The sequence below is a fragment of the Sulfitobacter sp. 1A13421 genome, assembly GCF_043557285.1.
GTDB lineage: Bacteria > Pseudomonadota > Alphaproteobacteria > Rhodobacterales > Rhodobacteraceae > Sulfitobacter > Sulfitobacter faviae.
Genome location: NZ_JBIFFQ010000010.1, coordinates 31,423 through 54,435, shown reverse-complemented (window position 1 = coordinate 54,435; position 23,013 = coordinate 31,423). Strand labels below are relative to the sequence as shown.

Below are 23,013 nucleotides of genomic sequence, written 5' to 3'. Positions count from 1 at the left end.
ATTTAGTTTGATACGGGCGAGCGGCGCCTCGCGCCGCCCGCCCTTTGCCGGTTACGACGGCAGGAAAATCGACTTGGCGTTGACGAACTCTTTCATGCCAAAGCCGCCGTGTTCGCGCCCGTAGCCGGAATTTTTCACCCCGCCGAAGGGCATATTCGGATCGGCGGCGCCAAAGTTGTTGATCCGCACCATGCCGGTGTCGAACTCATCCCGCGCAAGGCGCAGGGCGTGTTCTTCATCCGTGCAGAAGATGCCGCCGCCCAGACCATAGCGGCTGTCATTGGCAATGCGCATCGCGTCTTCGTCATCCTTCGCCCGGATGACCGAGGCGACGGGGCCGAAGATTTCATCGTCATAAGCTGGCATGCCCGGCTTGACCTCGGCCAGAACGGTCGCGGGATAATAGGCACCTGTGCGGTCGGGCACTTCGCCACCGCAGAGCACCTTGGCGCCCTTCTCAACACTCTCTTTCACCTGATCGCGAACGGATTCGAACTGCTCTTGGCTCGACAACGGCCCGAGCTTGGTGCCTTCGTCCATCGGATCGCCCATCGGGATCGCCTTCATCGCATCGACATAGGCGCTCACGAAAGCGTCGTAATTCTTCTCGGTCACGATGAAACGCTTGGCCGACACGCAGGTCTGGCCGTTGTTATAAAGCCGCCCCATGGTCGAGAATTTCACCGCCGTTTCGATATCGGCGTCGTCGAGCACAAGATAGGCGTCGTTCGAGCCAAGTTCGAGGACGGATTTCTTCAGGTGCTTCGCGGCCTCGGACCCGATATGGCTGCCCGCGCTGTCAGAGCCGGTCATGGTCACGCCGCGTACCAGCTTATGGCCGATCAGCTTGTCGGAGGTATCGTGGTCGATGATGATAACGTTGAACAGGTCTTTGGGCAGGCCCGCTTCTTCGCAAAGCTCTTTCAAACGCAGCCCGCTGCCGGTGCAGATTTCCGCGTGTTTCAGGACGCAGCCGTTGCCGGCCATCAGGTTCGCGGCCAGCACGCGCACGGGCTGGTAGAGGGGGAAGTTCCACGGCTGAATTTGATAGATCACACCGATGGGCTGATAGGTCACCACACCGCGCTTCTTGCCGCCGGCGTGTTTACGCTCTTCATCCTTCAGCATGTCGGGGCCGTTCTCGGCGGTATATTCAAAGATCTGCGCGCAGAGTTCGACCTCGGTCAGCCCGTCTTTGTAGAGCTTGCCGACCTCGCGGGTCATCAGTTCCGACAGGCTTTCCTTATTTTCGCGCAGCTTCTCGGCGATCTTTTTCAGATAGGGCGCGCGTTCGGCATGGGTCAGCTTGCGCCATTCCTTGAACGCCTCATGCGTGGCCTCGACCGCTTGGGTCGCTTCGGTTTCGGACATCACGTCATAGGTGTCGAGCACCTCTTCCGTGGCGGGATTTACCGTGTTGATCTCGGGCATTCTAATCTCCTTTATGTCTCGTGAAGCCAACACTGCCTGCCATTGCCCCGTTCCATCACAGAACCTTGACCGCGACCTTCGCGCGCAGAGGATAGGCAAACCGCTTGCGCCGTATGGGCGTGCTGGCATACACCGGGGCTGCCAAAACAAAGGAGTGCTGCGCATGCGCCGCGTCGTCGTCACAGGGTTGGGGATCGTCTCATCCATCGGAAATAACGCCGAAGAAGTGCTCGAAGCACTGAAAAACGGCACCTCCGGGATCGAAGCCAGCCCGGAGATGGCCGAACACGGGTTCCGCAGCCGCGTCGCCGGCACGCTGAAGATCAATCTGGCCGATCACATCGACAAGCGCACCTTGCGTTTCATGGGGCCGGGCGCGGGCTATGCCTATGTCGCCATGGATCAGGCGATCAAGGATGCGGGGCTAGACGAGGCGCAGATCAGCAACCCGCGCACCGGTCTGGTGGCAGGCTCCGGCGGGCCGTCGACCTCGGCCATGTTCGCCGCGCATAACATCGTGAAAGACACCGGCGCCACCAAGCGCATCGGGCCTTTTGCCGTGCCGAAATGCATGTCTTCGACCGTCAGCGCGAACCTCTCGACCGCCTTCAAGATCAAGGGCATCAACTATTCGATCACCTCGGCCTGCTCCACCTCGCTGCATTGCATCGGCAACGCGGCCGAGCAGATCATGCTGGGCAAGCAAGACGTGATGTTCGCCGGTGGTGGTGAGGAGTTGGACTGGACGCTCAGCTGCCTCTTCGACGCGATGGGGGCGATGTCGTCCAAATACAACGACGCGCCCGAGACAGCGAGCCGCGCCTTCGACGCGGACCGCGACGGTTTCGTGATCTCCGGCGGCGGCGGCATGCTGGTGCTGGAAGACCTCGACCACGCGCTGGCGCGCGGTGCGAAAATCTACGCCGAGGTGACCGGCTATGCCGCCACCAGCGACGGCCACGACATGGTTGCCCCTTCCGGTGAAGGCGGCGAGCGCGCGATGCGTCTTGCGCTGGAGACCCTGCCCGAGGGCCGCAAGGTGGGCTACATCAACGCCCATGGCACCTCGACCCCGGTGGGTGACGTGGGCGAGATCGAGGCCGTGCGCCGCGTCTTCGGTCAGGGCAACACACCGCCCGTCAGCTCCACCAAGTCGATGACCGGCCATGCGCAGGGCGCTGCCGGCGCGCTGGAGGCGATCTTCTCGCTGCTGATGCTCGACAACGATTTCATCGCCAAGTCGGTCAACGTGCAAAACCTCGACCCCGCGCTCGATCCCTCCGAGATCGCGCTGGAGCGTGTCGACAACGCGGGCCTCGACTCGGTGATGACGAACTCCTTCGGGTTCGGCGGCACAAACGGGTCGATGATCCTGTCGAAATACCAAGGCTGAGGGCTGGAGATGTCTGGATTGCTTGCAGGAAAACGCGGCCTCGTCATGGGTGTGGCCAATGAACGCTCCATCGCCTGGGGCATCGCCAAGGCGATGGCCGAGGCCGGGGCGGAACTGGCCTTTACCTATCAGGGCGAAGCCTTTGGCAAGCGGCTGGAGCCGCTGGCGCAGAGCGTCGGCTCCGACTTCATGGTCGATGTCGATGTGACCGACGACGCCTCGCTCGACCGCGCTTTCGAGGAGTTGGGCGCGCGTTGGCCAACCATCGACTTCGTTGTCCATGCCATTGCCTTTTCGGACAAATCCGAACTGACGGGGCGGTTTTTGAACACCAGCCGGGCGAACTTTAAGAACTCCATGGATATCTCGGCCTATTCCTTCATCGACGTGGCGCGCCGCGCGCATCCGCTGATGAAGGACAACGGCGGCACGCTGATGACGCTGACCTACATGGGCTCGAACCGGGTGACGCCGAATTACAACGTGATGGGCGTGGCCAAGGCGGCGCTTGAAAGTGCGACGCGTTATCTGGCGAATGATCTGGGGCCCGAGGGCATCCGCGTGAACGCGATTTCGCCGGGGCCGATGAAGACGCTGGCGGGGGCTGCCATCGGCGGCGCGCGCAAGACCTACAAGCACACGGATCAGAACGCGCCGCTGCGGTCCAATGCGACGCTCGAGGCTGTGGGCGGCACGGCGGTCTATCTGGCATCCGACGCAGGCGCCTGCACAACGGGCGAGATCATCCGTGTGGATGGCGGTTTCCACGTGCTGGGGATGCCGCAGGCGGAGCATCTTTAACCAGAGACTGAGGGCCATCGCCTGCCCGCGGGTGGGCGAGCCAACGGCTGGACCTTGCCACTTTATGGTTCAGCCGTGACGTGACTTCGCCAAGTCGCGTCCAGCCTCACCAAATCGCCTACCCGGGGGGCGGGCAGGCGATGGCCCGGCGCCTACGGCTTGATTCCGGGCCGAGTGACATACGTGACCGAAGGACGAGGCGCATCGCCACCCCACGGGCAGGCGATGGCCCTCAATTGCTACCGCAACGCCTCGGTCTGCCAAAGCCACACTTTCATCCCGCCATGCGCAATCGCCGGCCCCTGCCCCTTCCACGGCAGCCCGGTCGCCTTGGCAAGCGGCGGCTCCGAGGTCACCAGCCCCACCCGCCAGCCGCGGAACCGCGCCTTCAGCGTCTCGCCCAGCGTCCCGTAGAGCGGATAAAGCAGCTTCTTGTTGCCGATCCGCCCGCCGTAGGGCGGGTTCACGATCACCAGCCCGGGCGGGCCTTCGGGCGGCTGCACCTCCCCTGCCCCGTGGCAGGTGAAGTGACACCACGCCCCCACCCCGGCACGGTCGGCATTGGCCGTGCTCATGCGGATCGCGCCCGCGTCCCGGTCGGAACCGTGGAACCGCAGGGCAGGCTCGGCCTCCGCCCCCGCAGCGCGCATTTCTTCCCACGCCCCGGCATCGAAACTCGCCAGATCCTCGAAGGCGAACCGGCGGGAGCGCCCGGGCTTCAACCCCGCCGCGATCTCGGCGGCCTCAATCAGGAACGTGCCCGAGCCACACATCGGGTCGACCACTGGCTCGCCGGGCGCATAGCCGCAGGACCGCAGCATCAGTGCCGCCATGTTCTCGCGCATTGGCGCCTTGCCCACGGCCTCCTTGTGGCCGCGCTTGTGCAGCGCCTCGCCGGAGGTATCGAGGCTGAAGGTCACCTGATTGTCGTGGATGCGGACCTTCAGCACCAGCGCCGCCTCGGCATCCACCGTGATGCCATGGCTTTCGCGCAGCGCCGTCTCGACCCGTTGGGCTGCCGCCCCGGCGTGATAGATCTTCGACGCCTTGGTCGTCACTTGCACCTTCACCGGCACATCCGACCGCAGCACGTCACTGAAAGGAAACTTCCGACAGCGTTTATCCAGCTGCGCCAGATGGAAAGCCATGAAGCCACCGATCCGCGCCAGCACCCGCGCGGCACCGCGCAACTCCAGATTGGCGCGCCAGACCTCGGGCCAGCCGCCCTGAACGGTCACGCCACCGGGCTGGGCCTGCGCTGCTGCAAAACCTTTTTCCTGCGCTTCGGCGCAGAGCAAATCCTCAAGCCCGGGCGGGCAGACAAAGAAAATCTCGAATGTATCTGGGGTATCCATGGCCCCTGCATAAGCGCCAATGCGCGGGCGTGCGAGGCGAAAAGACGCTGGAGACGTCTTTGGGGCGTGCCGGGGGGAAGCCCCCCGGCCACCGATATCAGGCCGCCGAAGCGATCTTGACCAGTTCGATGTCGAACTGCAGGTCCTTGCCCGCCAGCGGGTGGTTGGCGTCGAGCGTGACGGTGGTCTCGTCAACCTCAACCACGGTCACCGGCAGCGCCTGACCTTCGGGGGTCTGCATCTGCAGCTGCGTGCCGGGATCGAGCGGGATGTCCGCCGGGATGCCCTCGCGCGGCACGGCCTGACGCATCTCGGGGTTCACGGGGCCATAGGCCTCTTCGCTGGGCACTTGAACGACCTTCTTGTCGCCCTCGATCATGCCCGGAAGTGCGCTGTCGAGACCGGGGATGATCTGGCCCGAACCCACGACGAACTCCAGCGGGTCACGGCCCTCGGAGCTGTCGAATGTGGTGCCGTCTTTCAACGTGCCGGTATAGTGAATCTGTACTGTGTCGCCGGATTTGACCTCAGCCATCGGGTGTCTCCAATCTGTAGGGGAAAAAAGGGAAGGAGGCCGCGTATCTGCGCGGGTGCTCCAAATTCCGCGACAGCATGAAGATTGTGACCCCGAGAGTAAACCCCCCGTCCGGGCCGATCGCGGAATTCGCCCCTTTTCGCCGCCGCGCCTGCGTGCCACTCTGTCGCGACACGGAAAGGGAGAGCCTGTCAGATGCCCATTACCACCTGCGTTTTCGACGCCTATGGAACCCTCTTCGACGTGGCCGCCGCCGCCCGTGAAGCCGCAGCCGAACCCGCTTTTGCCGCCATCGCCGAGACTTGGCCGGAACTGGCAGAACACTGGCGCCTCAAGCAGTTGCAGTATTCATGGCTACGGGCCGTGACCGGGGCGCATGACGATTTCTGGCAAGTCACCCAAGAGGGGCTGGATTGGACGCTGGAAAAGATGAACCTCGCCGATGACCCTGCCCTGCGCGCGCGCCTGCTGGCGCTTTACTGGGAGCTTCGCGCCTATGACGAGGTGCCCGCCATGCTGCGCGCGCTGAAAGACGGGGGCCTGAACACCGCGATCCTGTCCAACGGCGCCCCCGCGATGCTGGACGGGGCGGTGCAATCGGCGGGAATCGGTGATCTTTTGGATGTCTCGCTTTCGGTCGAAAGCGTCGGCGTCTTCAAACCGCATGCGTCGGTCTATGACCTTGTCGGAGAACACTTCGGCTGTGCCAAGGACGAGGTGCTGTTCGTGTCCTCCAACGGCTGGGATGCGGCAGCGGCGACGGGCTATGGGTTCACCACCGCATGGGTAAACCGGGGCGGCGATCCGGTGGACCGGCTGCCGTGGAAACCCGCGCATCAGTTGCGCGAGCTGAGCGGTATCCCCGCATTGGCGGGGCTCTGATGCCGCGTTTCACCACCTCCGACGGGCTGTCGCTGCATTACACGGATGAGGGCCGCGGCCTGCCGATCCTCTGCCTTGCCGGTCTCACCCGCACGGGCGCGGATTTCGACTACCTCGCCCCGCATTTGGCTGATCACCGGCTGATCCGCATGGACTACCGCGGGCGGGGCCGCTCGGATTTCGACGCGAATTGGCGGAACTACACGCTCTCGGTGGAATGCCGCGACGTGTTGGAATTGCTCGCGCATCTGGGGTTGGAACAAGTCGCCCTCATCGGCACCTCGCGCGGCGGGCTGAATGCCATGGCGCTGGCGATGATCGCCCATGATCACCTTTTGGGCGTGGCGCTGAATGACGTGGGCCCCGAGCTTGACCCCAAGGGCGTCGAGTTCATCATGGGCTATCTGGGCCGCAACCCCGCCGCCAAGACCTATGAAGAAGCCGCCGCCGCCATGGCCCGCGCCTTTCCCGAGTTTCACGGCGTGCCCGAAAGCCGCTGGCTTGAGGAGGTCAAACGTCACTACAGGGCGACCGACGATGGGCTGAAAATCACCTATGATCCGCATCTGCGCGATGCCGTGGCCGCCGCAGGCCAGCAGTCTGTCGATCTGTGGCCGTTCTTCGATGCGCTGCAAGGGTTGCCGCTGGTCACGATCCGCGGGGCCAATTCCGCCTTGTTCAGCCGCGAGACACTGATGCAGATGCAGGCCCGCCGCCCCGATATGATCGTGGCCGAAGTGCCGGATCGCGGCCATGTGCCCTTTCTCGACGAACCCCAAGCGCTTGCCGCGCTGCACGAATGGATAGGACAAATCAAATGAACATCGACATGATCCGCGCCGCCGCCGACCGCGCCAAGGGCCATGTGCGGCGCACGCCGCTCTTGAACTCCCCCTTTCTGGACGAGATCGCGGGCCGCCGGGTCTGGGTCAAACCCGAATGTTTGCAGCATACCGGCAGCTTCAAGTTCCGCGGCGCGTGGTCGGCCCTTTCGGCCCTACCAAGCGCGCAGCGCGCCAAGGGCGTCATCGCCTATTCCAGCGGCAATCATGCCCAAGGCGTGGCCCTGGCAGCCAAGATGCACGGCGCGCCTGCCGTGATCGTCATGCCCGAGGACAGCCCGCGGCTGAAGATCGCCAACACCCGCGCCTATGGCGCCGAGGTGGTGCTCTATGACCGCGCGAATGAGAGCCGCGAGGAGATCGGCGCGGCCTTGGCCGAGGAACGCGGGCTCACGCTGATCAAGCCCTATGACGAGCCGCAGGTGATCGCGGGCCAAGGGACCACAGGCCTCGAGATCGCCCAGCAGGCCGCCGAGGCCGGGATCGAAGAGGCCCAGGTGATCGTCTGCTGCGGCGGCGGTGGCCTGACCTCCGGCGTCGCGCTGGCGCTGGAGGCCGAGGCGCCGGGGTTCCGCGTGCGCTCGGCGGAACCGGAGGGCTTCCACGATGCCGCCCGCTCGTTGGTTTCCGGCCAGATCGAGCAGAACCCGAGCGCCTTGGGCTCAATCTGCGACGCCATCGTCACGCCTGCGCCGGGGGAGCTGACCTTTCCGATCATGCAGCGGTTGGTGGGGCCGGGGCTGGTGGTGAGTGATGAAGAGGCGTTGCAGGCGATGGGTCATGCGTTCAACCGGCTGAAGGTTGTAGCCGAGCCGGGCGGTGCCGTGGCGCTCGCGGCGGCGCTGTTCCGGGGCGGAGAGATTGAAGGGGACAATGTGATCGTCACCATCTCCGGCGGGAACGTTGATGCGGATATGTTCGCCCGCGCGCTGCAGACGCTGGGCTAACGATTAGGGCAGCACCGACCCGCGGGGTGGTGCTAAAAGCGCCGCCCCAGGGGGGCGGGTCGGCGCTGCCCGCTGCGCCACCGGGCGGTACCTATTCGAACTGTCCCGTCTTTGACCTTCCGCGTTCGCACGATATGCTGCCCCTCAACGCCGCCCAAAGGAGACCCCCATGCAGATTTTCGACACCGGCGAGGTGCAACTCCACTACCGCGTCGACGGCCCCGAGGACGGCGCGCCCGTGGTCTTCGCCAATTCGCTCGGCACCGACATGCGCCTGTGGGATCCAATCCTGCCGCTGCTCGCGCCCGGTCTGCGCATCATCCGCTTTGACAAACGCGGCCATGGCCTGTCGTCCTGCCCGCCCGCGCCCTATTCCATGGGCTCGCTTATCACAGATACCGAGCGGCTGCTCGACCACCTTCAGGTGCGCGGCTGCGTCTTCGTGGGCCTCTCGATCGGCGGCATGATCGCGCAGGGCCTTGCGGTGAAACGGCTCGACATGATCCGCGCGCTGGTGCTGAGCAACACCGCCACCAAGATCGGCAACCGCGACATCTGGGATGCGCGGATCGCGGCGGTGGAACAGGGCGGTATCGAAAGCCTTGCCGATGCGGTGATGGAGCGTTGGTTCTCGACCGGGTTCCGCGCCACGCCGGAACTGGCGCTCTGGCGCAACATGCTGACGCGGCAGCCCGACGCGGGCTATGCGGGCTGTTCGGCGGCGATTTCGCACAGTGATTTCATGACGCCGACCTCCGGCCTACGCCTGCCCGCGCTTGGCATCGCAGGGTCGGAAGACGGCTCAACCCCGCCCGATCTGGTGCGCGAGATGATGGACCTGATCCCTGCCTCGAAATTCAAACTGATCCGCCGCGCGGGCCATCTGCCCTGTGTCGAGCAGCCGCAGGAATACGCAGAAACGTTAAACGATTTCCTCGCCAGTGTCGGACATATCCCGAAGGCGCAGGGCTGATCGTGGCGGCAGGTGTCTCCGGTAGCGGGCGGACCATGCGCGTGCGCCTCGTGCCGTATTCGCGCCCTATCGCGACGTCCGCCCTTGCCTTTGGCCCCTGCGCGAACCACATCTGACCGAATGCCGCTGCCACTGATCTTTATCCTTGTGACGGTGATGATCGATGCCATGGGCGTCGGTCTGATCCTGCCCGTCATGCCCGACCTGATCCGCGAAGTTCGCGGCGGCGGGCTGAGCGATGCAGCCCTTTGGGGCGGCGTGCTGGCCACGGGCTTTGCCGCGATGCAATTCCTCTTCGGCCCGGTGCTGGGGGGGCTCTCCGACCGTTTTGGCCGCCGCCCGGTCCTGCTGCTGGCGCTGATCGTGATGACGCTGGACTATGGCGTGATGGCACTCGCGGGCAGCATTTGGCTGCTGCTGATCGGGCGGCTCGTGGGGGGCATCACGGCGGCGACCCATGCCACGGCCTCGGCCTATATGGCCGATATCTCTCCGGCGCAGGACCGCGCGGCGCGTTTCGGGCTGATCGGCGCGGCCTTTGGCGCGGGCTTTGTTCTTGGGCCGCTGATAGGCGGCGTCTTGGGCGAATATGGCACCCGCGCGCCCTTCTGGGCGGCGGCGGTGCTGGCGGCGGGCAATGCGGCGCTTGGCTGGGCCGTGCTGCGCGAAACCCTGCCCCCGACGCAACGCCGCGCCTTCGACTGGCGACGGGCCAATCCGCTGGGCGCGCTGCGCGCCCTTGGCCGCCTGCCCGAGGTTGGCAGGCTGCTCGCGGTCTATTTCATCTACCATGTGGGCTTTGCCGCCTATCCGGCGGTCTGGGCCTATTTCGGGGTCGAGCGTTTTGGCTGGTCGCCGACGATGATCGGCCTTTCACTGGGCCTTTTCGGCGTGTTGATGGCGCTTGTCCAAGGCGCCTTGATCGGCCCCGTGATCCGCCGCTTGGGCGCGCGCGCCACGGTGATCTTGGGCCATATCTTTGCCCTTGCCGCTTTTGCCGCGCTGACCCTGCTGACCTCGGGCACTTGGGCACTGATCATGACCCCGCTCGCCGCGCTGGCCGGGGTGATCCCGCCCGCGCTTCAAGGCATCATGTCGGCCCGCGTCAGCGCCGATGCCCAAGGAGAGCTGCATGGCGCGCTCAGTTCCTCCACCGCGCTGGCGATGATCCTCTCGCCGCTGACGATGACGGCGGTTTTCGCCTATTTTACCGCGCCGGAAGCTGCGCTCTACCTGCCCGGCGCGCCCTTCCTGCTGGCGCTTTTGCTGACCCTCGGCGGCTTGGCGATCTTTGCCAGCCGCCCTACCCCCACGTCACAAGGTGAAACTTCCCCGCAGTAGGCCCATTCCCCGTCTTGCGCCACCGGCCCATCCGCGTCAGGCTGGCGAAAATTGAAAGAAAGGGACAGGCCATTGCAAACCATCAAAGCCGCCGTCTGCCATGCCTTTGACACACCGCTAAGCGTCGAAGACATCCGCATCAAAGCACCGCAATCGGGCGAAGTTGAAGTGACCTTGGATGCCGTGGCGATCTGCCATTCCGACATTCTGTTTGCCGAAGGCGGCTGGGGCGGCACCCTGCCCGCCGTCTATGGGCACGAGGCCGCAGGCCGGGTCAGCGCGGTGGGGCCGAATGTGCAGGGTCTGGCCGAAGGCGACAGCGTGGTGGTCACCCTGATCCGCGCCTGCGGCAGCTGCCCCAACTGCGCCTCGGGCCAGCCGACGATCTGCGAAACCCCGCAAGCGCCCGAAGGGCCGCTGCAAACGGCGGAGGGCGCACCGCTCGTTCAAGCGATGAACACCGGTGGTTTCGCCGAGAAGGTCGTCGTCGACCGGTCGCAGGTCGTGAAAATCTCGCATGACATCCCCAAAGACGCCGCCTGCCTGATCGCCTGCGGCGTGATCACCGGTGTCGGCGCCGTGGTCAATGCGGCGGGCCTGCGGGCCGGTCAAGACGTGGTGGTAATCGGCGCGGGCGGGGTCGGCCTCAACGCCATCCAAGGAGCGCGCATCGCGGGCGCGCGGCGGATCGTGGCGGTCGACATGACCGAAGACAAACTCGCCATCGCCCGCGAATTCGGCGCGACCGACACTGTGCTCGCGACCGAGGCGAAGCCGTGGCGCGCGGCCTTCAAGGCCATGGGGCGCGGGGCGGATGCCGTGATCGTCACCGTGGGCGCGATCCCCGCCTATGAAACTGCGCCGCGCTACCTTGCCGCCGGGGGCCGGGTGATCATGGTCGGCATGCCCCACAGCGGGGCCGAGGCCAGCTATGAACCGGTCGTCCTCGCCGCCCTAGGGCAAGGCATGGTCGGCTCCAAAATGGGCGATGTGGTGATCCAGCGCGACATTCCGTGGATGGTCGACCTCTATCTTCAGGGCCGCCTGCAACTCGACAGCCTGATCTCTGGCCGCTGGCGGCTGGATCAGATCAACGAGGCGATTGCCGACACCAAGACCGGCGCCGCGCGGCGCAATGTGATCGTCTTCGACCGGTCCTAAATCGGCCCCGAGGCGAGCGGACGCTACGGCAGATCGCCGATCAGAAGGGCGCGAAAATCATTCACATTGGTCCCGGTGGGGCCAGTGTGGAACAGTGCATCTATCGCCTCGAAGGCCCCGAAAGCATCGTTGCGCTGCAAAGCGCCGCGCGGGTCCACAGCCGCCGCGCGCATCGCAGCCGCCGTGCCCGCCTCGACGAAGGCGCCCGCGTTATCCTCCGACCCGTCAATCCCATCGGTATCCGCCGCCAAAGCGGTGATCCCCTCCCGCCCTTCGAGCGCCAGCGCAAGGGACAGCGCAAACTCACTGTTGCGTCCGCCGCGCCCCTTGTGGCGCAGGGTGACCGTCGTCTCCCCACCCGAGAGCAGCACCAGCGGTGCAGGATGGGGAAAACCGCTTTCCTGCGCCTGTCGGGCAAGGGCCGCATGGACCAGCGCCACCTCCCGCGCCTCGCCCTCGATCGCGTCCGACAGGATCCACGCGTTCACCCCCCGCGCCTGCGCGGCCTTGGCCGCCGCGGCAAGCGACAGACCGGCAGAGGCAATGACATGGGTCTGCGTCGTACTCGGCGCGTCCTGCTGAGGCTGCGCGGCGGCCTTTTGCAGAAAAGCCATACAGCGCTCCGGCAGTTCCAACCCCCGCGCGGCCACCTCTTCCAACACCGCCGCCGCAGTACGCCGCCCCGGCACCGTGGGGCCCGAGGCCACGGCCCCCGGATCATCCCCCGGCACATCCGAGACGACAAGGCTCACCACCCGTGCGGGATGGGCCAGTTCCGCCAGACGTCCGCCGTTGACCGTGCTGAACTGCTTGCGGATGTCATTCATGACCGAAATCGGCGCGCCCGAGGCCAAGAGCGCCGCGTTCAACGCCTTCAAATCCTCCAACGTCAGCCCCTCTGGCGGGGCGGGCAAAAGCGATGAGCCGCCGCCGCAGACCAGCGCGATCACCTGATCCTCCGGCCCCAGACCTTGCACCGCTTCCTGCAAGGCGCGGGCAGCCTCGACCCCGGCCTGATCGGGCACCGGGTGGGCGGCCTCCAGCACCTTGATCCGCTGACAAGGCGCGCCATAGCCGTAGCGGGTGACCACGACACCATCATAGGAATGCGGCCAGATGGCCTCGAACGCCTGCGCCAATTGCGCCGCCCCCTTGCCCGCACCGATCACCACCGTGCGCCCTTTGGGCGGCGGCGGCAGCTGGTCTTTCAGGATCAAATGCGGATCGGCGGCGGCGACGGCGGTGTCGAACATTTCGGCCAAGAACTGGCGTTTCGGGTCATTGAGGTTGGACATAGGGCACTCCGACTGCTGCGGCGATCATGGCGGCCCGTTGTCTGCTGTCAATCCGGCAGGGGGCGTTCATGCTGAACAAACAGGCAGTTGCGCGCGCCCAGCAGGCCAAAGTCGGGGTCGCTGCACAGGCCCAAGGGCATCGCCGCGCGCCATTTGCTGTGCCGCCCCCCTGCGTTGAAGGCGGCGCGGAAGCTGTCATCCAGCATCCACGGGTTCTGCTGCGCCACGCCCCCCGTGATGAAGACCCCGCCCCGCGCGCCCATGACCAAGCCCAGATCCCCCGCGACCCCGCCAAGATACTGCACCATCAGAGCAACCGCACGACAGGCGCTCGCGTCCTCCCCGGCCTTGGCCGCCGCGAAAATCGCCGCCGCCCCCTCCAAATGCGCCGCCTCGCCCCGTGCGGAGGCGATGGCGCGATACCAATAGGGCATGCCGGTGCCCGACAGGATCGCCTCGGCCTCGACCGCCAGCGCCGCGCCCATCTGCACCTCGGGCCAGAGCGCGATCAGGGCTTCGAAATAGGCCACTTCCTCGGCGCTATGGGGGGTGAGCCGCAGATGCCCCCCCTCGCCCGGCACCGCCGTGGGCCGCGCGCCCTGCCAGACCAGAGACCCGACGCCAAGGCCCGTCCCCGGGCCGATGATCACCCGCGCCCCTGGTTGCGGGTCGGGCCGGCCCTGAAGATAGGTCACTTTATCCGCATCCAGCGTGGCCAAGGACCAAGCCGCCGCCTCGAAATCATTGAGCAACAGCACCTTGGCGGGGTCCAAACCGCAGGCCCGCGCCAGATCATCGCGCGAAATGCTGCGCGCTGCATTGGTCATCCGCACCTGCCCGTCGACAACCACCCCGGCCACCGCCATGGCCACCCCTTCGGGCGGGCGGCCCATCTCGGCACAAAGCGTCGCGCAGGCGTCGGGCAAAGTGGTCAGCCCGTCGGTGGGATGGGTGCGGCGTTCTACCACCGCCCCCGCCGGGTCTACCGCTGCGAGGCGCAGATTGGTGCCGCCGATGTCCCCTACCAAATACCACATGTGCCTGCCTTGCTGCCCCTGATACCGATGCAAGATGGCCCGCACGCGCGGCCAAGGTCAAACAACAAAACCCGAAAGCCGAGGCTTTCGGGTTTCGCATTTGGGTGCTGTCCGTTTGGATCAATCAGGGGCGATCGGCACCGATGCTTCATCGTCGCCCTCGATGACGTTTTCCTCGTCGACGATCACTTCTTCTTCCGTCTCGGGCGCGGTGGCGACTTCCTCGCCCGTCCAATAGACGATGATCCCGACGCCAAAGATCACCACAAGCGCCATGCCGATCAGGGGCCATTTGTGACGGCTTTCCTGTTTTTTGAGGTTCGTGTCTGGTGGGCTCATGATCCACTCCCTTTCGCTGTCTTCGGGCTGTGCCGCGCAGCACTTCGCGCGGTCCTCGTTACCGGGCCAACCCGGCAGAGCGCGCTAAAGTTCCCGAAAAGGGAAGGTTTCACAAAAGCGCCATCACCTCTGCCATGGTGCGACGGTAACCCGCCACGATCCGATCCCGCTGCCGGTGCCGCCCGCACGTCACCGCATGGCGGCCCGCTGACCACAGATCGGTCACCACCCGGTCCTTGGCGGCAAAGGCCAGACCGTCGAGCAATTGGTCGAGCCGCAGCGCGCAGAGCGCCGGGTCTTGGCTGTCGATCGCCACAAGATCGGCCCACTCGCCCACGGCAATCTCGCCCCGGCCCCGGCCAAGCGCCTGCGCCCCGCCACGCGCCGCGCCCGTGTAAAGCGCCGCCCCGACCGAACCTTCGCCCGCCACCATCACATTGCGCGCCAAATCCCGCAGACGTTGCGAATATTCCAGCGTGCGCAATTCCTCGGTCAGCGAAATCAACACATTGGAATCCGATCCGATGCCAAACCGCCCCCCGGCGGCAAGGTAACCCGGCCCGTTGAACGGCCCATCGCCCAAATTGGCCTCCGTCACCGGGCAAAGCCCTGCCACCGCGCCGCTGTGGGACATGGCAGCGGTCTCACCTTCCGTCATATGAGTGGCGTGGATCAGGCACCAGTTCTCGGCCACCTCGGCATTGGCCAGCAACCACTCGACCGGGCGTGCGCCAAGCCATGCGGAGATATCCGCGACCTCTTTGGGCTGTTCGGCGATGTGGATATGGGTTGGTACATCGGGATGGGCGGCCAGCACCTCGGCCAATTCCGCCGGGGCGGTGGCGCGCAGCGAATGGGGCGCGATGCCGACGCGGCAATCGGGGGGGAGGTCCCGCACCGCCCGCTGCGCCTGCTCAACCAGCGCGCCGAAGCGCGCCACCCCATTGCCAAAACGCGCCTGCCCCGCCTGCAAGGGCTGCTGCCCCGCCCCGCCATAGGTATAGAGCACCGGCAGATGGGTCAGCCCGATCCCCGTCTGTGCTGCCGCCGCCGCGATCCGGGCCGATAGCTCCCCCAGATCGTCATAGGGCGTGCCGTCCGGTTGGTGGTGGAGGTAGTGAAACTCTCCCACGCTGGCGAAACCGGCCTCTTGCATCTCTAGGAAGACGAAGGCCGCGATGGCTTCGATATGCGCAGGCGTCAGATGCGCGGTGAAGCGATACATCAGTTCGCGCCACGTCCAGAAACTGTCTTTCCCGGCCAAGCGCGTCTCGGTCATCCCGGCCATGGCGCGTTGGAAGCTGTGGCTGTGCAGATTGGCCAGCGCCGGCAGCAGGGTGTCGACACGGGTGTCATCGGCCTGCGGTGCCTGCCCGGTCTCAACCTGCGTCACCCGCCCATCGGCAACCGTGATCCGAACCTCTCGCGCCCATCCCTGCGGCAGTTTTGCATGTGTAGCGAAAATCATTTGACGGCCCTTTGCTTCTTTATGTATAGACATATAGCAAATAAAACCGATGTATAAAAGCGAAACCTGAGGAGGAGGCGATAGGATGACAGCGCAGGATCGGGTCTTGGTCGACCTCACGGCGGCGACGATGGATGGCCCACAGCCCTATGGTTTGATCAAAGATGCGGCGATCGCGATTGCCGAGGGCCAGATCGCATGGGTCGGCCCGCGCGATGATCTGCCGCAAGGCTACCGCGCCCTGCCCGCCGAATCGCTGGGCCAGCGGCTTGTCACCCCCGGGCTGATCGATTGCCACACCCATATCGTGCACGGCGGCGACCGCGCGCGGGAGTTCGAGATGCGGCTGGAGGGCGCCAGCTATGAGGAAATCGCCCGCGCCGGGGGCGGCATCGTCTCAACCGTCACCGCCACCCGCGCCGCCGATGAGGCAGAGTTGCTGGCCGATGCCCTGCGCCGCGTCGACGTGCTGATCGCCGAAGGGGTCACGGCCATCGAAGTCAAATCCGGCTACGGTCTGGATATCGAGACCGAGCTGCGCATGTTGCGCACCGCCCGTGCCATTGGCCAGCAGCGCCCGATCCGCGTCTCAACCACCTTCCTCGCCGCCCATGCGGTGCCTGCCGAATACGCAGGCCGCGCGGATGCCTATATCGACGAGGTCTGCCTCCCCGCCCTGCGTGCCGCCTATGCCGAAGGGCTGGTCGATGCGGTCGACGGGTTCTGCGAGGGCATCGCCTTTCAGCCCGCCCAGATCGCACGGGTCTTTGACCTGGCGCGGGAATTGGGCCTGCCGGTGAAACTCCATGCCGAGCAATTGTCGAACTTGGGCGGCGCGCGGCTGGCGGCCTCCTATGGCGCGCTCTCGGCGGATCATATCGAATACCTTGATGAGAGCGGCGTGAGCGCGATGGCCGAAGCGGGCAGCGTGGCCGTTCTACTGCCCGGTGCCTTCTATACATTGCGCGAGACCCAAGCGCCGCCCATCGACCTGCTGCGCAAACACAGCGTGCCGATGGCGCTGGCGACGGATATCAACCCCGGGTCTTCGCCGCTCAACTCCCTCCTCTTGACGCTTAACATGGGCTGCACCCTGTTCCGCATAACGCCCGAAGAGGCGCTGCGCGGCGCCACGCAACATGCCGCCCGCGCGCTCGGGCTGGACGATTGCGGCATGATCCGCCGCGGCCTGCGCGCCGACCTCGCCGTTTGGGACATTAAACACCCGGCCGAACTTGCCTATCGCATCGGCTTCAACCCGCTTAATTCCCGCATTTTCGGAGGCCAATCGTGACCACCCTGACCCTCACCCCCGGCGCGGCCACGTTGGACGATCTGGCCCGCATCTACCGCGAAGAGGCATCTGTGCGGCTCGACCCCGCCTGCCGCCCCGCAATCGAAGACGCCCATGCCCGCATCGCTCGGGCCGTGGCGGGCGAAGATGCCGTTTACGGCGTGAACACCGGTTTCGGCAAGCTCGCCTCGGTCAAGATCGCGGCGGAGGATACGGCGGCGCTGCAACGCAACCTGATCCTGTCGCACTGCTGCGGTGTTGGCCCCGCGATCACGCGCGGCCATGCGCGGCTGCTGATGGCGCTGAAACTGCTGAGCCTCGGGCGCGGTGCCTCGGGCGTGCGGCTGGCGGTCGTGGACCTGATCGAAGCCATGCTTGAGCGGGGCGTGACCCCGGTGATCCCGGCGCAAGGCTCGGTCGGCGCCTCGGGCGATCTGGCCCCCTTAGCGCATATGGCCGCCGTGATGATGGGCCATGGCGAGGCGGAGTTGGAGGGCCGCGTCATGACGGGCGGCGCGGCGCTGACTGCTGCGGGTCTCACCCCGTTGGAGTTCGGCCCGAAGGAAGGGCTGGCGCTGATCAATGGCACACAATTCTCCACCGCTTTCGCGCTGGCGGGACTCTTCGACGCATGGCAGGCCGCGAACTCGGCGCTGGTGATCTCAGCCCTGTCGACGGATGCGATCATGGGCTCCACCGCGCCGCTACAGCCCGAGATCCACGTCCTGCGCGGCCATCGCGGCCAGATCGAGGCGGGCGAGACCATGCGCGCCCTGCTCAATGGCTCAGAAATCCGGGAGAGCCATGTGGCGAATGATGCCCGCGTCCAAGACCCTTATTGCATCCGCTGCCAACCGCAGGTGACGGGGGCGGCGATGGACGTGCTGCGCATGGCCGCCGCCACGCTGGAGGTCGAAGCCAATGCCGCCACCGATAACCCGCTGGTGCTGACGGGGGCAGACCTCATCGTCTCGGGCGGGAATTTCCATGCCGAGCCGGTGGGTTTCGCCGCCGATATGATCGCCCTCGCCGTGGCCGAGATCGGCGCCATCGCGCAGCGCCGGGTGGCGCTGATCGTGGACCCGGTGCTCAGCTTCAACCTGCCGCCCTTCCTGACGCCGACCCCCGGCCTCAACAGCGGCTATATGATCGCCGAAGTCACCACCGCCGCCCTGATGAGCGAGAACAAACATCTCGCCAACCCTTGCGTCACCGACAGCACGCCGACCTCGGCCAACCAAGAGGATCACGTCAGCATGGCCGCCCATGGCGCGCGACGGCTCGGGCAAATGGTCGAGAACCTGAACCGCATCCTTGGGGTGGAACTGCTCTGCGCCGCGCAGGGCATCGACTTTCGCGCGCCGCTGGCCACCAGCGAGACCTTGCAGCGGGTGGTCGCGCGGGTCCGCGAAGAGGTCGCCACGCTGGAGAAAGACCGCTACCTCGCCCCCGATCTGGAACGCGCGGCACGGATGGTAGCGGGCGGTGAGATCACCCGCGCCGCCGCCTGCGAGATGCCGGGGCTTTCCACATGACCCCCGCTGAGATCACCCCCGTCGAGATCACCCGCGGCGACAGCCCCATCGTGCTCGGCCTGCCCCACACCGGGACTGACCTGACCGAGGCCATCCGGCGCGACCTGAACCCGCGCGGGCGGGAATTGGCGGATACCGATTGGCATATCGATCGGCTCTACGACGGGTTGCTGCCCGGCGCGACCACGGTGCGCGCGACCTTCCACCGCTATGTTATCGACGCCAACCGCGACCCTTCGGGCGCATCGCTCTACCCCGGGCAGAACACCACCGGGCTGGTGCCGTTGACGGATTTCGACGGGCAAGACATCTGGACCACCCCGCCCGACGCAGCCGAGGTTGAGGCCCGCCGCGTGGCATACCACGCGCCCTATCATGCCGCGCTTGAGGCCGAACTGGCCCGCGTCCGCGACCTGCATGGGGTCGCGATCCTCTATGACTGCCACTCGATCCGCTCGCTGATCCCCTTCCTCTTTGACGGCCCGCTGCCCGATTTCAACATCGGCACGAACCTCGGCACCACCTCCGCGCCGGAGATCGAAGCCGCCGTCGCCGAGATCTGCGCCGCCGCACCCGGCTACACCGCCGTCAGCAACGGGCGCTTCAAGGGAGGCTGGACCACGCGCCACTATGGCCGCCCCGCCGAAGGGGTCCACGCGATCCAGATGGAACTGGCGCAAAGCAGCTACCTCGGCGCCGAGGCCCCGCCTTGGCCCTATGCCCCCGACCAGGCCGCGCGGCTGCGCGTCCATCTGACCGATATCCTGACAACTCTGGCCGCACTGGCCCCTACCCTGAAAGGCACAGCATGAGCGATCCGCGCAAGAACACCCGTGACGTCTATCCCGCCACCGGCACCGAGCTTTCGGCGAAAAGCTGGCTGACCGAAGCGCCGCTGCGGATGCTGATGAACAACCTGCACCCCGACGTGGCCGAGAACCCGCATGAGCTGGTCGTCTATGGCGGCATCGGGCGCGCGGCGCGGACTTGGAAGGACTACGACCAGATCGTCGCCTCCCTGCGCGCCTTGGAAGAAGACCAGACACTGCTGGTACAATCGGGCAAGCCCGTGGGCGTCTTCCAAACCCATAAGGACGCCCCGCGCGTATTGATCGCCAACTCCAACCTCGTGCCACATTGGGCGAATTGGGATCACTTCAACGAACTCGATAAAAAGGGTCTGGCGATGTACGGCCAGATGACCGCCGGCTCGTGGATCTACATCGGCAGCCAAGGCATCGTGCAGGGCACCTATGAGACCTTCGTCGAGGCAGGCCGCCAGCACTATGGCGGTGACCTCAAAGGCAAGTGGATCCTCACCGGGGGCTTGGGCGGTATGGGCGGCGCGCAGCCTTTGGCCGCGGTCATGGCCGGGGCCTGCTGTCTGGCGGTGGAGTGCAATCCCGACAGCATCGATTTCCGCCTGCGCACCCGCTACGTCGACGAAAAGACCGACAGCCTTGATGAGGCGCTGGCGATGATCGAGCGGTGGACCGCCGCGGGCGAGGCGAAATCGGTTGCACTTCTGGGCAATGCCGCCGATGTCTTTCCCGAGCTGGTGAAACGCGGGGTCCGCCCCGATATCGTGACCGACCAGACCTCGGCCCATGACCCGGTGAACGGCTACCTGCCGCAGGGCTGGACGATGGGCGCATGGCGCGAGAAACGTGAGAGCGATCCCAAAGCGGTCGAAAAAGCCGCCCGCGCCTCGATGAAGGTGCAGGTGCAAGCGATGGTCGATTTCCACACCGCGGGCATCCCAACGGTCGACTATGGCAACAACATCCGCCAGATGGCGCTGGAGGAAGGGTTGCAGAACGCTTTCGACTTCCCCGGCTTCGTGCCCGCGTACATCCGCCCGCTGTTCTGCCGCGGCATCGGCCCCTTCCGCTGGGCAGCGCTGTCGGGCGATCCTGAGGATATCTACAAGACCGACGCCAAGGTGAAGGAAATCCTCGCTGAGGACACGCATCTGCACAACTGGCTCGACATGGCGCGGGAGCGTATCTCTTTCCAAGGGCTGCCTGCACGGATTTGTTGGGTGGGCTTAGGCGTGCGCCACAAGCTGGGGCTGGCCTTCAATGAGATGGTCCGCACAGGCGAACTCAGCGCGCCGGTGGTGATTGGCCGCGACCACCTCGACAGCGGCTCCGTCGCCTCGCCCAACCGCGAGACGGAGGCGATGAAAGACGGCTCGGATGCCGTGTCGGACTGGCCGCTGCTGAACGCGCTTTTGAACACCGCCTCGGGGGCGACTTGGGTGTCGCTGCACCACGGCGGCGGGGTTGGCATGGGCTTCTCACAGCACTCTGGCATGGTGATCTGCTGTGACGGGTCCGAGGACGCCGACCGGCGGATCGAGCGGGTGCTCTGGAACGACCCGGCGACGGGCGTGATGCGCCATGCGGACGCGGGCTATGACGAAGCGCGCGATTGCGCCCGCGAACACGGGCTGAACCTGCCGGGTATCCTTTAAGCGCTGAGCGCCGCCGCCCGCTCGCGGCGGCGGCAGCTTAATAGCGCGTGGTCAGGCGGTGGCCGGGGCGGTAGGACAGCCGCACATAGGTCACCGCCTGCCCCTCCCACCACGTCGAACGCTCGACGGTAAAAACCGGATCGCCCAAGCCGCAGGCGAGGTATTCGCTCAGCCGCTGATCGGCCAGACCGGCGGAGAGGCTGATCTCCACATCCGAAAAGGGAATGGCCGAGATCAGCCATTCGTTCGGCCCGACATCGGTGAAACTCTCCTCCCGCGCCTGCGGGAGGGTGGCGAGGTTGATCCAACGGTCCTCAAATTGATAGGGGTCGCCATCGGCGTAATGCATGCAAACCAGATGCAATGCCTCGCTCCCCGCGCTCAGTTTGAGCCGGGCGCGCAGCCAGTCGGGCGCAGGCTCAATCGCGTGACTGACCCGCGAATACCGATAGTCGGCGCCCTTCTCTTCGATCTCGGCCCGGACCAGCGGAATGTCGAAACGCGCCTGCCGCAGCGGGGCCATGCGCACCCGCGTCCCCGCCTTGCGCCGCCGCTCGATAAACCCCTCTTCGGCCAATTCGCGCATGGCGCGGTTGACCGTCGCCCGGGCGCAGCCATAGGTCTCGGCCAGATCGACCTCATTGGGCACAAGGCTGCCCAACGGCCACTCGCCCTTGGTGATCTTTGACAGGATGTCGGTTTTCACATCCCGGTAGGTGACTTTCATAGCGCGGCCTGCTGCGATCATGACTGTTTTACCAAGCATTACACTAGATCAATGCCCAGCCCAAGCGCCCCCGCGCGCCAGCCCGGAAGGAAACCGCCGGAGCCGGGCGCGGGTCTTGCCTCCGCCCGCGTTTGCTGGAAAATTACCCGCCACCTGCCCCCTCAGCCAGAAAGGCCGCCCATGCGCGTTCAGCCCCCGAAAATCCGCACTGCCGCTCTGATCTTAGGCCTTGGCCTGCTCGCCGCCTGCGGTGGCAAACAGACCGAAGTCGTCGCGGTTCCGGCGGATGAGGTGGAGTGTATGGCCCGCGCGATGTATTTCGAATCCAACCGTTCCAGCCGCGACGGAATGGTGGCCGTGGGGACGGTGGTGCTGAACCGCGTCCACTCCGACGCCTTCCCTGACACGGTCTGCGGCGTGGTCGGTCAGCCCAATCAATTCGCCCCCGGCGTGATGACGAAACCGATGACCGACCGCGGCGCCCCGCTGGCCCGCGCCACGGCGCTTGCCGTGCTTCAGGGGGAGCGGCATCCGAAAGTCACCCGCGCAAAATTCTTCCACGCGGCGTGGTACAATGCGAACTACAACAACATGCATTATGTGGTGACGGCGGGCGGCAATGCCTTTTACGAAAAGCGCCGCGCCCATCTTGTGACCGCGCCCAACCCGCTGCCGCCGCTCGAAGGGATCACCCCGCACTAAGGGTCACAAACCCCCGCGGGCGATCAGGATCAGCACGAGGTAACGCCCGCCCTTCGCGAGAGAAACGATCAGCAAGAACCGCCAAAGCGGTTCGCGCAACATGCCCGCGGCCAAGGTCAGCGGATCGCCGATGATCGGCACCCAACTGGCCAGCAGGCTCCAATAGCCCCAACGCCGATACCAGCCAGAGGCGCGGGCCATCTGCTTGGCCGAAAAGGGAAACCAGCGGTGATCGGCGAAATGACTAAGGTAGCGACCCAGCCACCAGTTCAGCAGCGATCCCAGCACATTCCCCAGCGTCGCCACCAGCCACAGAAGTGCCGTGGCATGAGCGCCCGACCACATCAGCCCCAATAGCACCGCTTCGGATTGCGCGGGGATCAGGGTGGCCGCCAGCAGCGCCGCGAAGAACAGGCTCAGCAGGGCCAGCATGTCGGCGGCAAAAGTGGGCAGAGACGGCAGGGCATGGCGCGTCAGTA

Annotated in this window: 22 protein-coding genes; 13 read left to right on the top strand and 9 right to left on the bottom strand. The window is 65.7% G+C overall.

What is annotated here, in order from left to right; translation table 11 throughout:
• Positions 1 to 51: 51 nt before the first annotated feature.
• Positions 52 to 1,431, bottom strand: coding sequence for an NAD-dependent succinate-semialdehyde dehydrogenase (locus ACGYLI_RS15350; RefSeq protein ID WP_394419785.1), 1,380 nt, complete (start codon positions 1,429 to 1,431; stop codon positions 52 to 54).
• A gap of 163 nt (positions 1,432 to 1,594) precedes the next feature.
• Here ACGYLI_RS15350 and fabB point away from each other — a divergent pair, with 163 nt between their 5' ends.
• Together fabB and ACGYLI_RS15340 are read left to right on the top strand one after the other, a co-directional pair.
• A complete protein-coding gene (gene fabB, locus ACGYLI_RS15345; protein WP_394419784.1) occupies positions 1,595 to 2,824 on the top strand; it encodes a beta-ketoacyl-ACP synthase I in 1,230 nt (409 codons plus the stop codon).
• 9 nt (positions 2,825 to 2,833) lie between these two features.
• Positions 2,834 to 3,625, top strand: coding sequence for an enoyl-ACP reductase (locus tag ACGYLI_RS15340; protein WP_322329295.1), 792 nt, complete (start codon positions 2,834 to 2,836; stop codon positions 3,623 to 3,625).
• Between the two features lie 239 nt (positions 3,626 to 3,864).
• On the opposite strand, the gene ACGYLI_RS15335 is transcribed toward ACGYLI_RS15340, so the two are convergent.
• Together ACGYLI_RS15335 and ACGYLI_RS15330 are read right to left on the bottom strand one after the other, a co-directional pair.
• Entirely contained in the window at positions 3,865 to 4,980 is a 1,116-nt protein-coding gene (locus tag ACGYLI_RS15335; protein WP_394419783.1) for a class I SAM-dependent RNA methyltransferase, read from the bottom strand.
• Positions 4,981 to 5,077: 97 nt separating this feature from the next.
• Positions 5,078 to 5,515, bottom strand: coding sequence for a peptidylprolyl isomerase (locus tag ACGYLI_RS15330; RefSeq protein ID WP_271689423.1), 438 nt, complete (start codon positions 5,513 to 5,515; stop codon positions 5,078 to 5,080).
• A 195-nt stretch (positions 5,516 to 5,710) separates the two neighbouring features.
• Here ACGYLI_RS15330 and ACGYLI_RS15325 point away from each other — a divergent pair, with 195 nt between their 5' ends.
• From ACGYLI_RS15325 to ACGYLI_RS15300, 6 genes are all read left to right on the top strand, one after another.
• Complete coding sequence (locus ACGYLI_RS15325) at positions 5,711 to 6,397, top strand: haloacid dehalogenase type II (RefSeq protein WP_209217365.1); 687 nt, start codon at positions 5,711 to 5,713, stop codon at positions 6,395 to 6,397.
• On the top strand, positions 6,397 to 7,218 hold the full coding sequence (locus tag ACGYLI_RS15320) for an alpha/beta fold hydrolase (protein WP_394419782.1): 822 nt from the start codon (positions 6,397 to 6,399) through the stop codon (positions 7,216 to 7,218). Before ACGYLI_RS15325 ends, ACGYLI_RS15320 begins: the two co-directional genes overlap by 1 nt.
• Positions 7,215 to 8,186 carry a threonine/serine dehydratase gene (locus ACGYLI_RS15315; RefSeq protein ID WP_394419781.1) on the top strand — a complete coding sequence of 324 codons (972 nt, stop codon included), beginning with the start codon at positions 7,215 to 7,217 and terminating at the stop codon, positions 8,184 to 8,186. The genes ACGYLI_RS15320 and ACGYLI_RS15315 overlap by 4 nt, the downstream gene beginning before the upstream one ends.
• A gap of 169 nt (positions 8,187 to 8,355) precedes the next feature.
• Positions 8,356 to 9,159, top strand: coding sequence for a 3-oxoadipate enol-lactonase (gene pcaD, locus ACGYLI_RS15310; protein ID WP_394419780.1), 804 nt, complete (start codon positions 8,356 to 8,358; stop codon positions 9,157 to 9,159).
• A gap of 120 nt (positions 9,160 to 9,279) precedes the next feature.
• A complete protein-coding gene (locus ACGYLI_RS15305) occupies positions 9,280 to 10,500 on the top strand; it encodes a TCR/Tet family MFS transporter (protein ID WP_394419779.1) in 1,221 nt (406 codons plus the stop codon).
• Positions 10,501 to 10,572: 72 nt separating this feature from the next.
• Complete coding sequence (locus ACGYLI_RS15300) at positions 10,573 to 11,661, top strand: zinc-binding dehydrogenase (RefSeq protein WP_394419778.1); 1,089 nt, start codon at positions 10,573 to 10,575, stop codon at positions 11,659 to 11,661.
• A 23-nt stretch (positions 11,662 to 11,684) separates the two neighbouring features.
• Here the strand turns inward: ACGYLI_RS15300 and ACGYLI_RS15295 are convergent, their stop codons facing one another.
• From ACGYLI_RS15295 to ACGYLI_RS15280, 4 genes are all read right to left on the bottom strand, one after another.
• Entirely contained in the window at positions 11,685 to 12,956 is a 1,272-nt protein-coding gene (locus tag ACGYLI_RS15295) for a glycerate kinase (RefSeq protein WP_394419777.1), read from the bottom strand.
• A 47-nt stretch (positions 12,957 to 13,003) separates the two neighbouring features.
• Positions 13,004 to 13,993 (bottom strand): ROK family protein, encoded by a 990-nt coding sequence (locus tag ACGYLI_RS15290; RefSeq protein ID WP_394419775.1) that lies wholly within the window; start codon positions 13,991 to 13,993, stop codon positions 13,004 to 13,006.
• A gap of 120 nt (positions 13,994 to 14,113) precedes the next feature.
• Positions 14,114 to 14,332 carry a hypothetical protein gene (locus ACGYLI_RS15285; protein ID WP_209217373.1) on the bottom strand — a complete coding sequence of 73 codons (219 nt, stop codon included), beginning with the start codon at positions 14,330 to 14,332 and terminating at the stop codon, positions 14,114 to 14,116.
• A 109-nt stretch (positions 14,333 to 14,441) separates the two neighbouring features.
• Positions 14,442 to 15,800: a formimidoylglutamate deiminase gene (locus tag ACGYLI_RS15280; protein ID WP_394419773.1), complete on the bottom strand. Its 1,359-nt coding sequence runs from the start codon at positions 15,798 to 15,800 to the stop codon at positions 14,442 to 14,444.
• 85 nt (positions 15,801 to 15,885) lie between these two features.
• On the opposite strand from ACGYLI_RS15280, the gene hutI reads away from it, so the two are divergent.
• From hutI to hutU, 4 genes are read left to right on the top strand one after another with little or no spacing between them, the layout of a single operon-like run.
• The gene (gene hutI / locus ACGYLI_RS15275) at positions 15,886 to 17,094 is read left to right on the top strand and encodes an imidazolonepropionase (protein ID WP_394419771.1); all 1,209 of its coding nucleotides are present in this window, start codon (positions 15,886 to 15,888) and stop codon (positions 17,092 to 17,094) included.
• The gene (gene hutH / locus ACGYLI_RS15270; protein ID WP_394419769.1) at positions 17,091 to 18,629 is read left to right on the top strand and encodes a histidine ammonia-lyase; all 1,539 of its coding nucleotides are present in this window, start codon (positions 17,091 to 17,093) and stop codon (positions 18,627 to 18,629) included. The genes hutI and hutH overlap by 4 nt, the downstream gene beginning before the upstream one ends.
• A gap of 11 nt (positions 18,630 to 18,640) precedes the next feature.
• Positions 18,641 to 19,441, top strand: a complete 801-nt coding sequence (gene hutG, locus ACGYLI_RS15265) for an N-formylglutamate deformylase (RefSeq protein WP_394419829.1) — start codon at positions 18,641 to 18,643, stop codon at positions 19,439 to 19,441.
• The gene (gene hutU / locus ACGYLI_RS15260) at positions 19,438 to 21,105 is read left to right on the top strand and encodes a urocanate hydratase (RefSeq protein WP_394419767.1); all 1,668 of its coding nucleotides are present in this window, start codon (positions 19,438 to 19,440) and stop codon (positions 21,103 to 21,105) included. Before hutG ends, hutU begins: the two co-directional genes overlap by 4 nt.
• A gap of 37 nt (positions 21,106 to 21,142) precedes the next feature.
• Here hutU and ACGYLI_RS15255 read toward each other — a convergent pair whose 3' ends face one another.
• The gene (locus tag ACGYLI_RS15255) at positions 21,143 to 21,871 is read right to left on the bottom strand and encodes a UTRA domain-containing protein (protein WP_394419765.1); all 729 of its coding nucleotides are present in this window, start codon (positions 21,869 to 21,871) and stop codon (positions 21,143 to 21,145) included.
• 141 nt (positions 21,872 to 22,012) lie between these two features.
• On the opposite strand from ACGYLI_RS15255, the gene ACGYLI_RS15250 reads away from it, so the two are divergent.
• Positions 22,013 to 22,534 (top strand): cell wall hydrolase, encoded by a 522-nt coding sequence (locus ACGYLI_RS15250; protein WP_271691887.1) that lies wholly within the window; start codon positions 22,013 to 22,015, stop codon positions 22,532 to 22,534.
• A 3-nt stretch (positions 22,535 to 22,537) separates the two neighbouring features.
• Here ACGYLI_RS15250 and ACGYLI_RS15245 read toward each other — a convergent pair whose 3' ends face one another.
• Positions 22,538 to 22,966, bottom strand: a complete 429-nt coding sequence (locus ACGYLI_RS15245) for a YqaA family protein (RefSeq protein WP_394419761.1) — start codon at positions 22,964 to 22,966, stop codon at positions 22,538 to 22,540.
• Between the last annotated feature and the right edge of the window lie 47 nt (positions 22,967 to 23,013).

Bases quoted from the DNA above. Each gene is read 5' to 3' on its own strand.
- hutU (WP_394419767.1), top strand. From the start codon at position 19,438: ATGAGCGATCCGCGCAAGAACACCCGTGACGTCTATCCCGCCACCGGC.
- ACGYLI_RS15330 (WP_271689423.1), bottom strand. From the start codon at position 5,515: ATGGCTGAGGTCAAATCCGGCGACACAGTACAGATTCACTATACCGGC.
- ACGYLI_RS15245 (WP_394419761.1), bottom strand. From the start codon at position 22,966: ATGCTGGCCCTGCTGAGCCTGTTCTTCGCGGCGCTGCTGGCGGCCACC.
- ACGYLI_RS15335 (WP_394419783.1), bottom strand. From the start codon at position 4,980: ATGGATACCCCAGATACATTCGAGATTTTCTTTGTCTGCCCGCCCGGG.
- ACGYLI_RS15320 (WP_394419782.1), top strand. From the start codon at position 6,397: ATGCCGCGTTTCACCACCTCCGACGGGCTGTCGCTGCATTACACGGAT.
- ACGYLI_RS15290 (WP_394419775.1), bottom strand. From the start codon at position 13,993: ATGTGGTATTTGGTAGGGGACATCGGCGGCACCAATCTGCGCCTCGCA.
- ACGYLI_RS15280 (WP_394419773.1), bottom strand. From the start codon at position 15,800: ATGATTTTCGCTACACATGCAAAACTGCCGCAGGGATGGGCGCGAGAG.
- ACGYLI_RS15350 (WP_394419785.1), bottom strand. From the start codon at position 1,431: ATGCCCGAGATCAACACGGTAAATCCCGCCACGGAAGAGGTGCTCGAC.
- ACGYLI_RS15325 (WP_209217365.1), top strand. From the start codon at position 5,711: ATGCCCATTACCACCTGCGTTTTCGACGCCTATGGAACCCTCTTCGAC.
- ACGYLI_RS15305 (WP_394419779.1), top strand. From the start codon at position 9,280: ATGCCGCTGCCACTGATCTTTATCCTTGTGACGGTGATGATCGATGCC.
- ACGYLI_RS15285 (WP_209217373.1), bottom strand. From the start codon at position 14,332: ATGAGCCCACCAGACACGAACCTCAAAAAACAGGAAAGCCGTCACAAA.
- pcaD (WP_394419780.1), top strand. From the start codon at position 8,356: ATGCAGATTTTCGACACCGGCGAGGTGCAACTCCACTACCGCGTCGAC.
- ACGYLI_RS15255 (WP_394419765.1), bottom strand. From the start codon at position 21,871: ATGCTTGGTAAAACAGTCATGATCGCAGCAGGCCGCGCTATGAAAGTC.
- hutI (WP_394419771.1), top strand. From the start codon at position 15,886: ATGACAGCGCAGGATCGGGTCTTGGTCGACCTCACGGCGGCGACGATG.
- ACGYLI_RS15315 (WP_394419781.1), top strand. From the start codon at position 7,215: ATGAACATCGACATGATCCGCGCCGCCGCCGACCGCGCCAAGGGCCAT.
- ACGYLI_RS15340 (WP_322329295.1), top strand. From the start codon at position 2,834: ATGTCTGGATTGCTTGCAGGAAAACGCGGCCTCGTCATGGGTGTGGCC.
- ACGYLI_RS15295 (WP_394419777.1), bottom strand. From the start codon at position 12,956: ATGTCCAACCTCAATGACCCGAAACGCCAGTTCTTGGCCGAAATGTTC.
- fabB (WP_394419784.1), top strand. From the start codon at position 1,595: ATGCGCCGCGTCGTCGTCACAGGGTTGGGGATCGTCTCATCCATCGGA.
- ACGYLI_RS15250 (WP_271691887.1), top strand. From the start codon at position 22,013: ATGCGCGTTCAGCCCCCGAAAATCCGCACTGCCGCTCTGATCTTAGGC.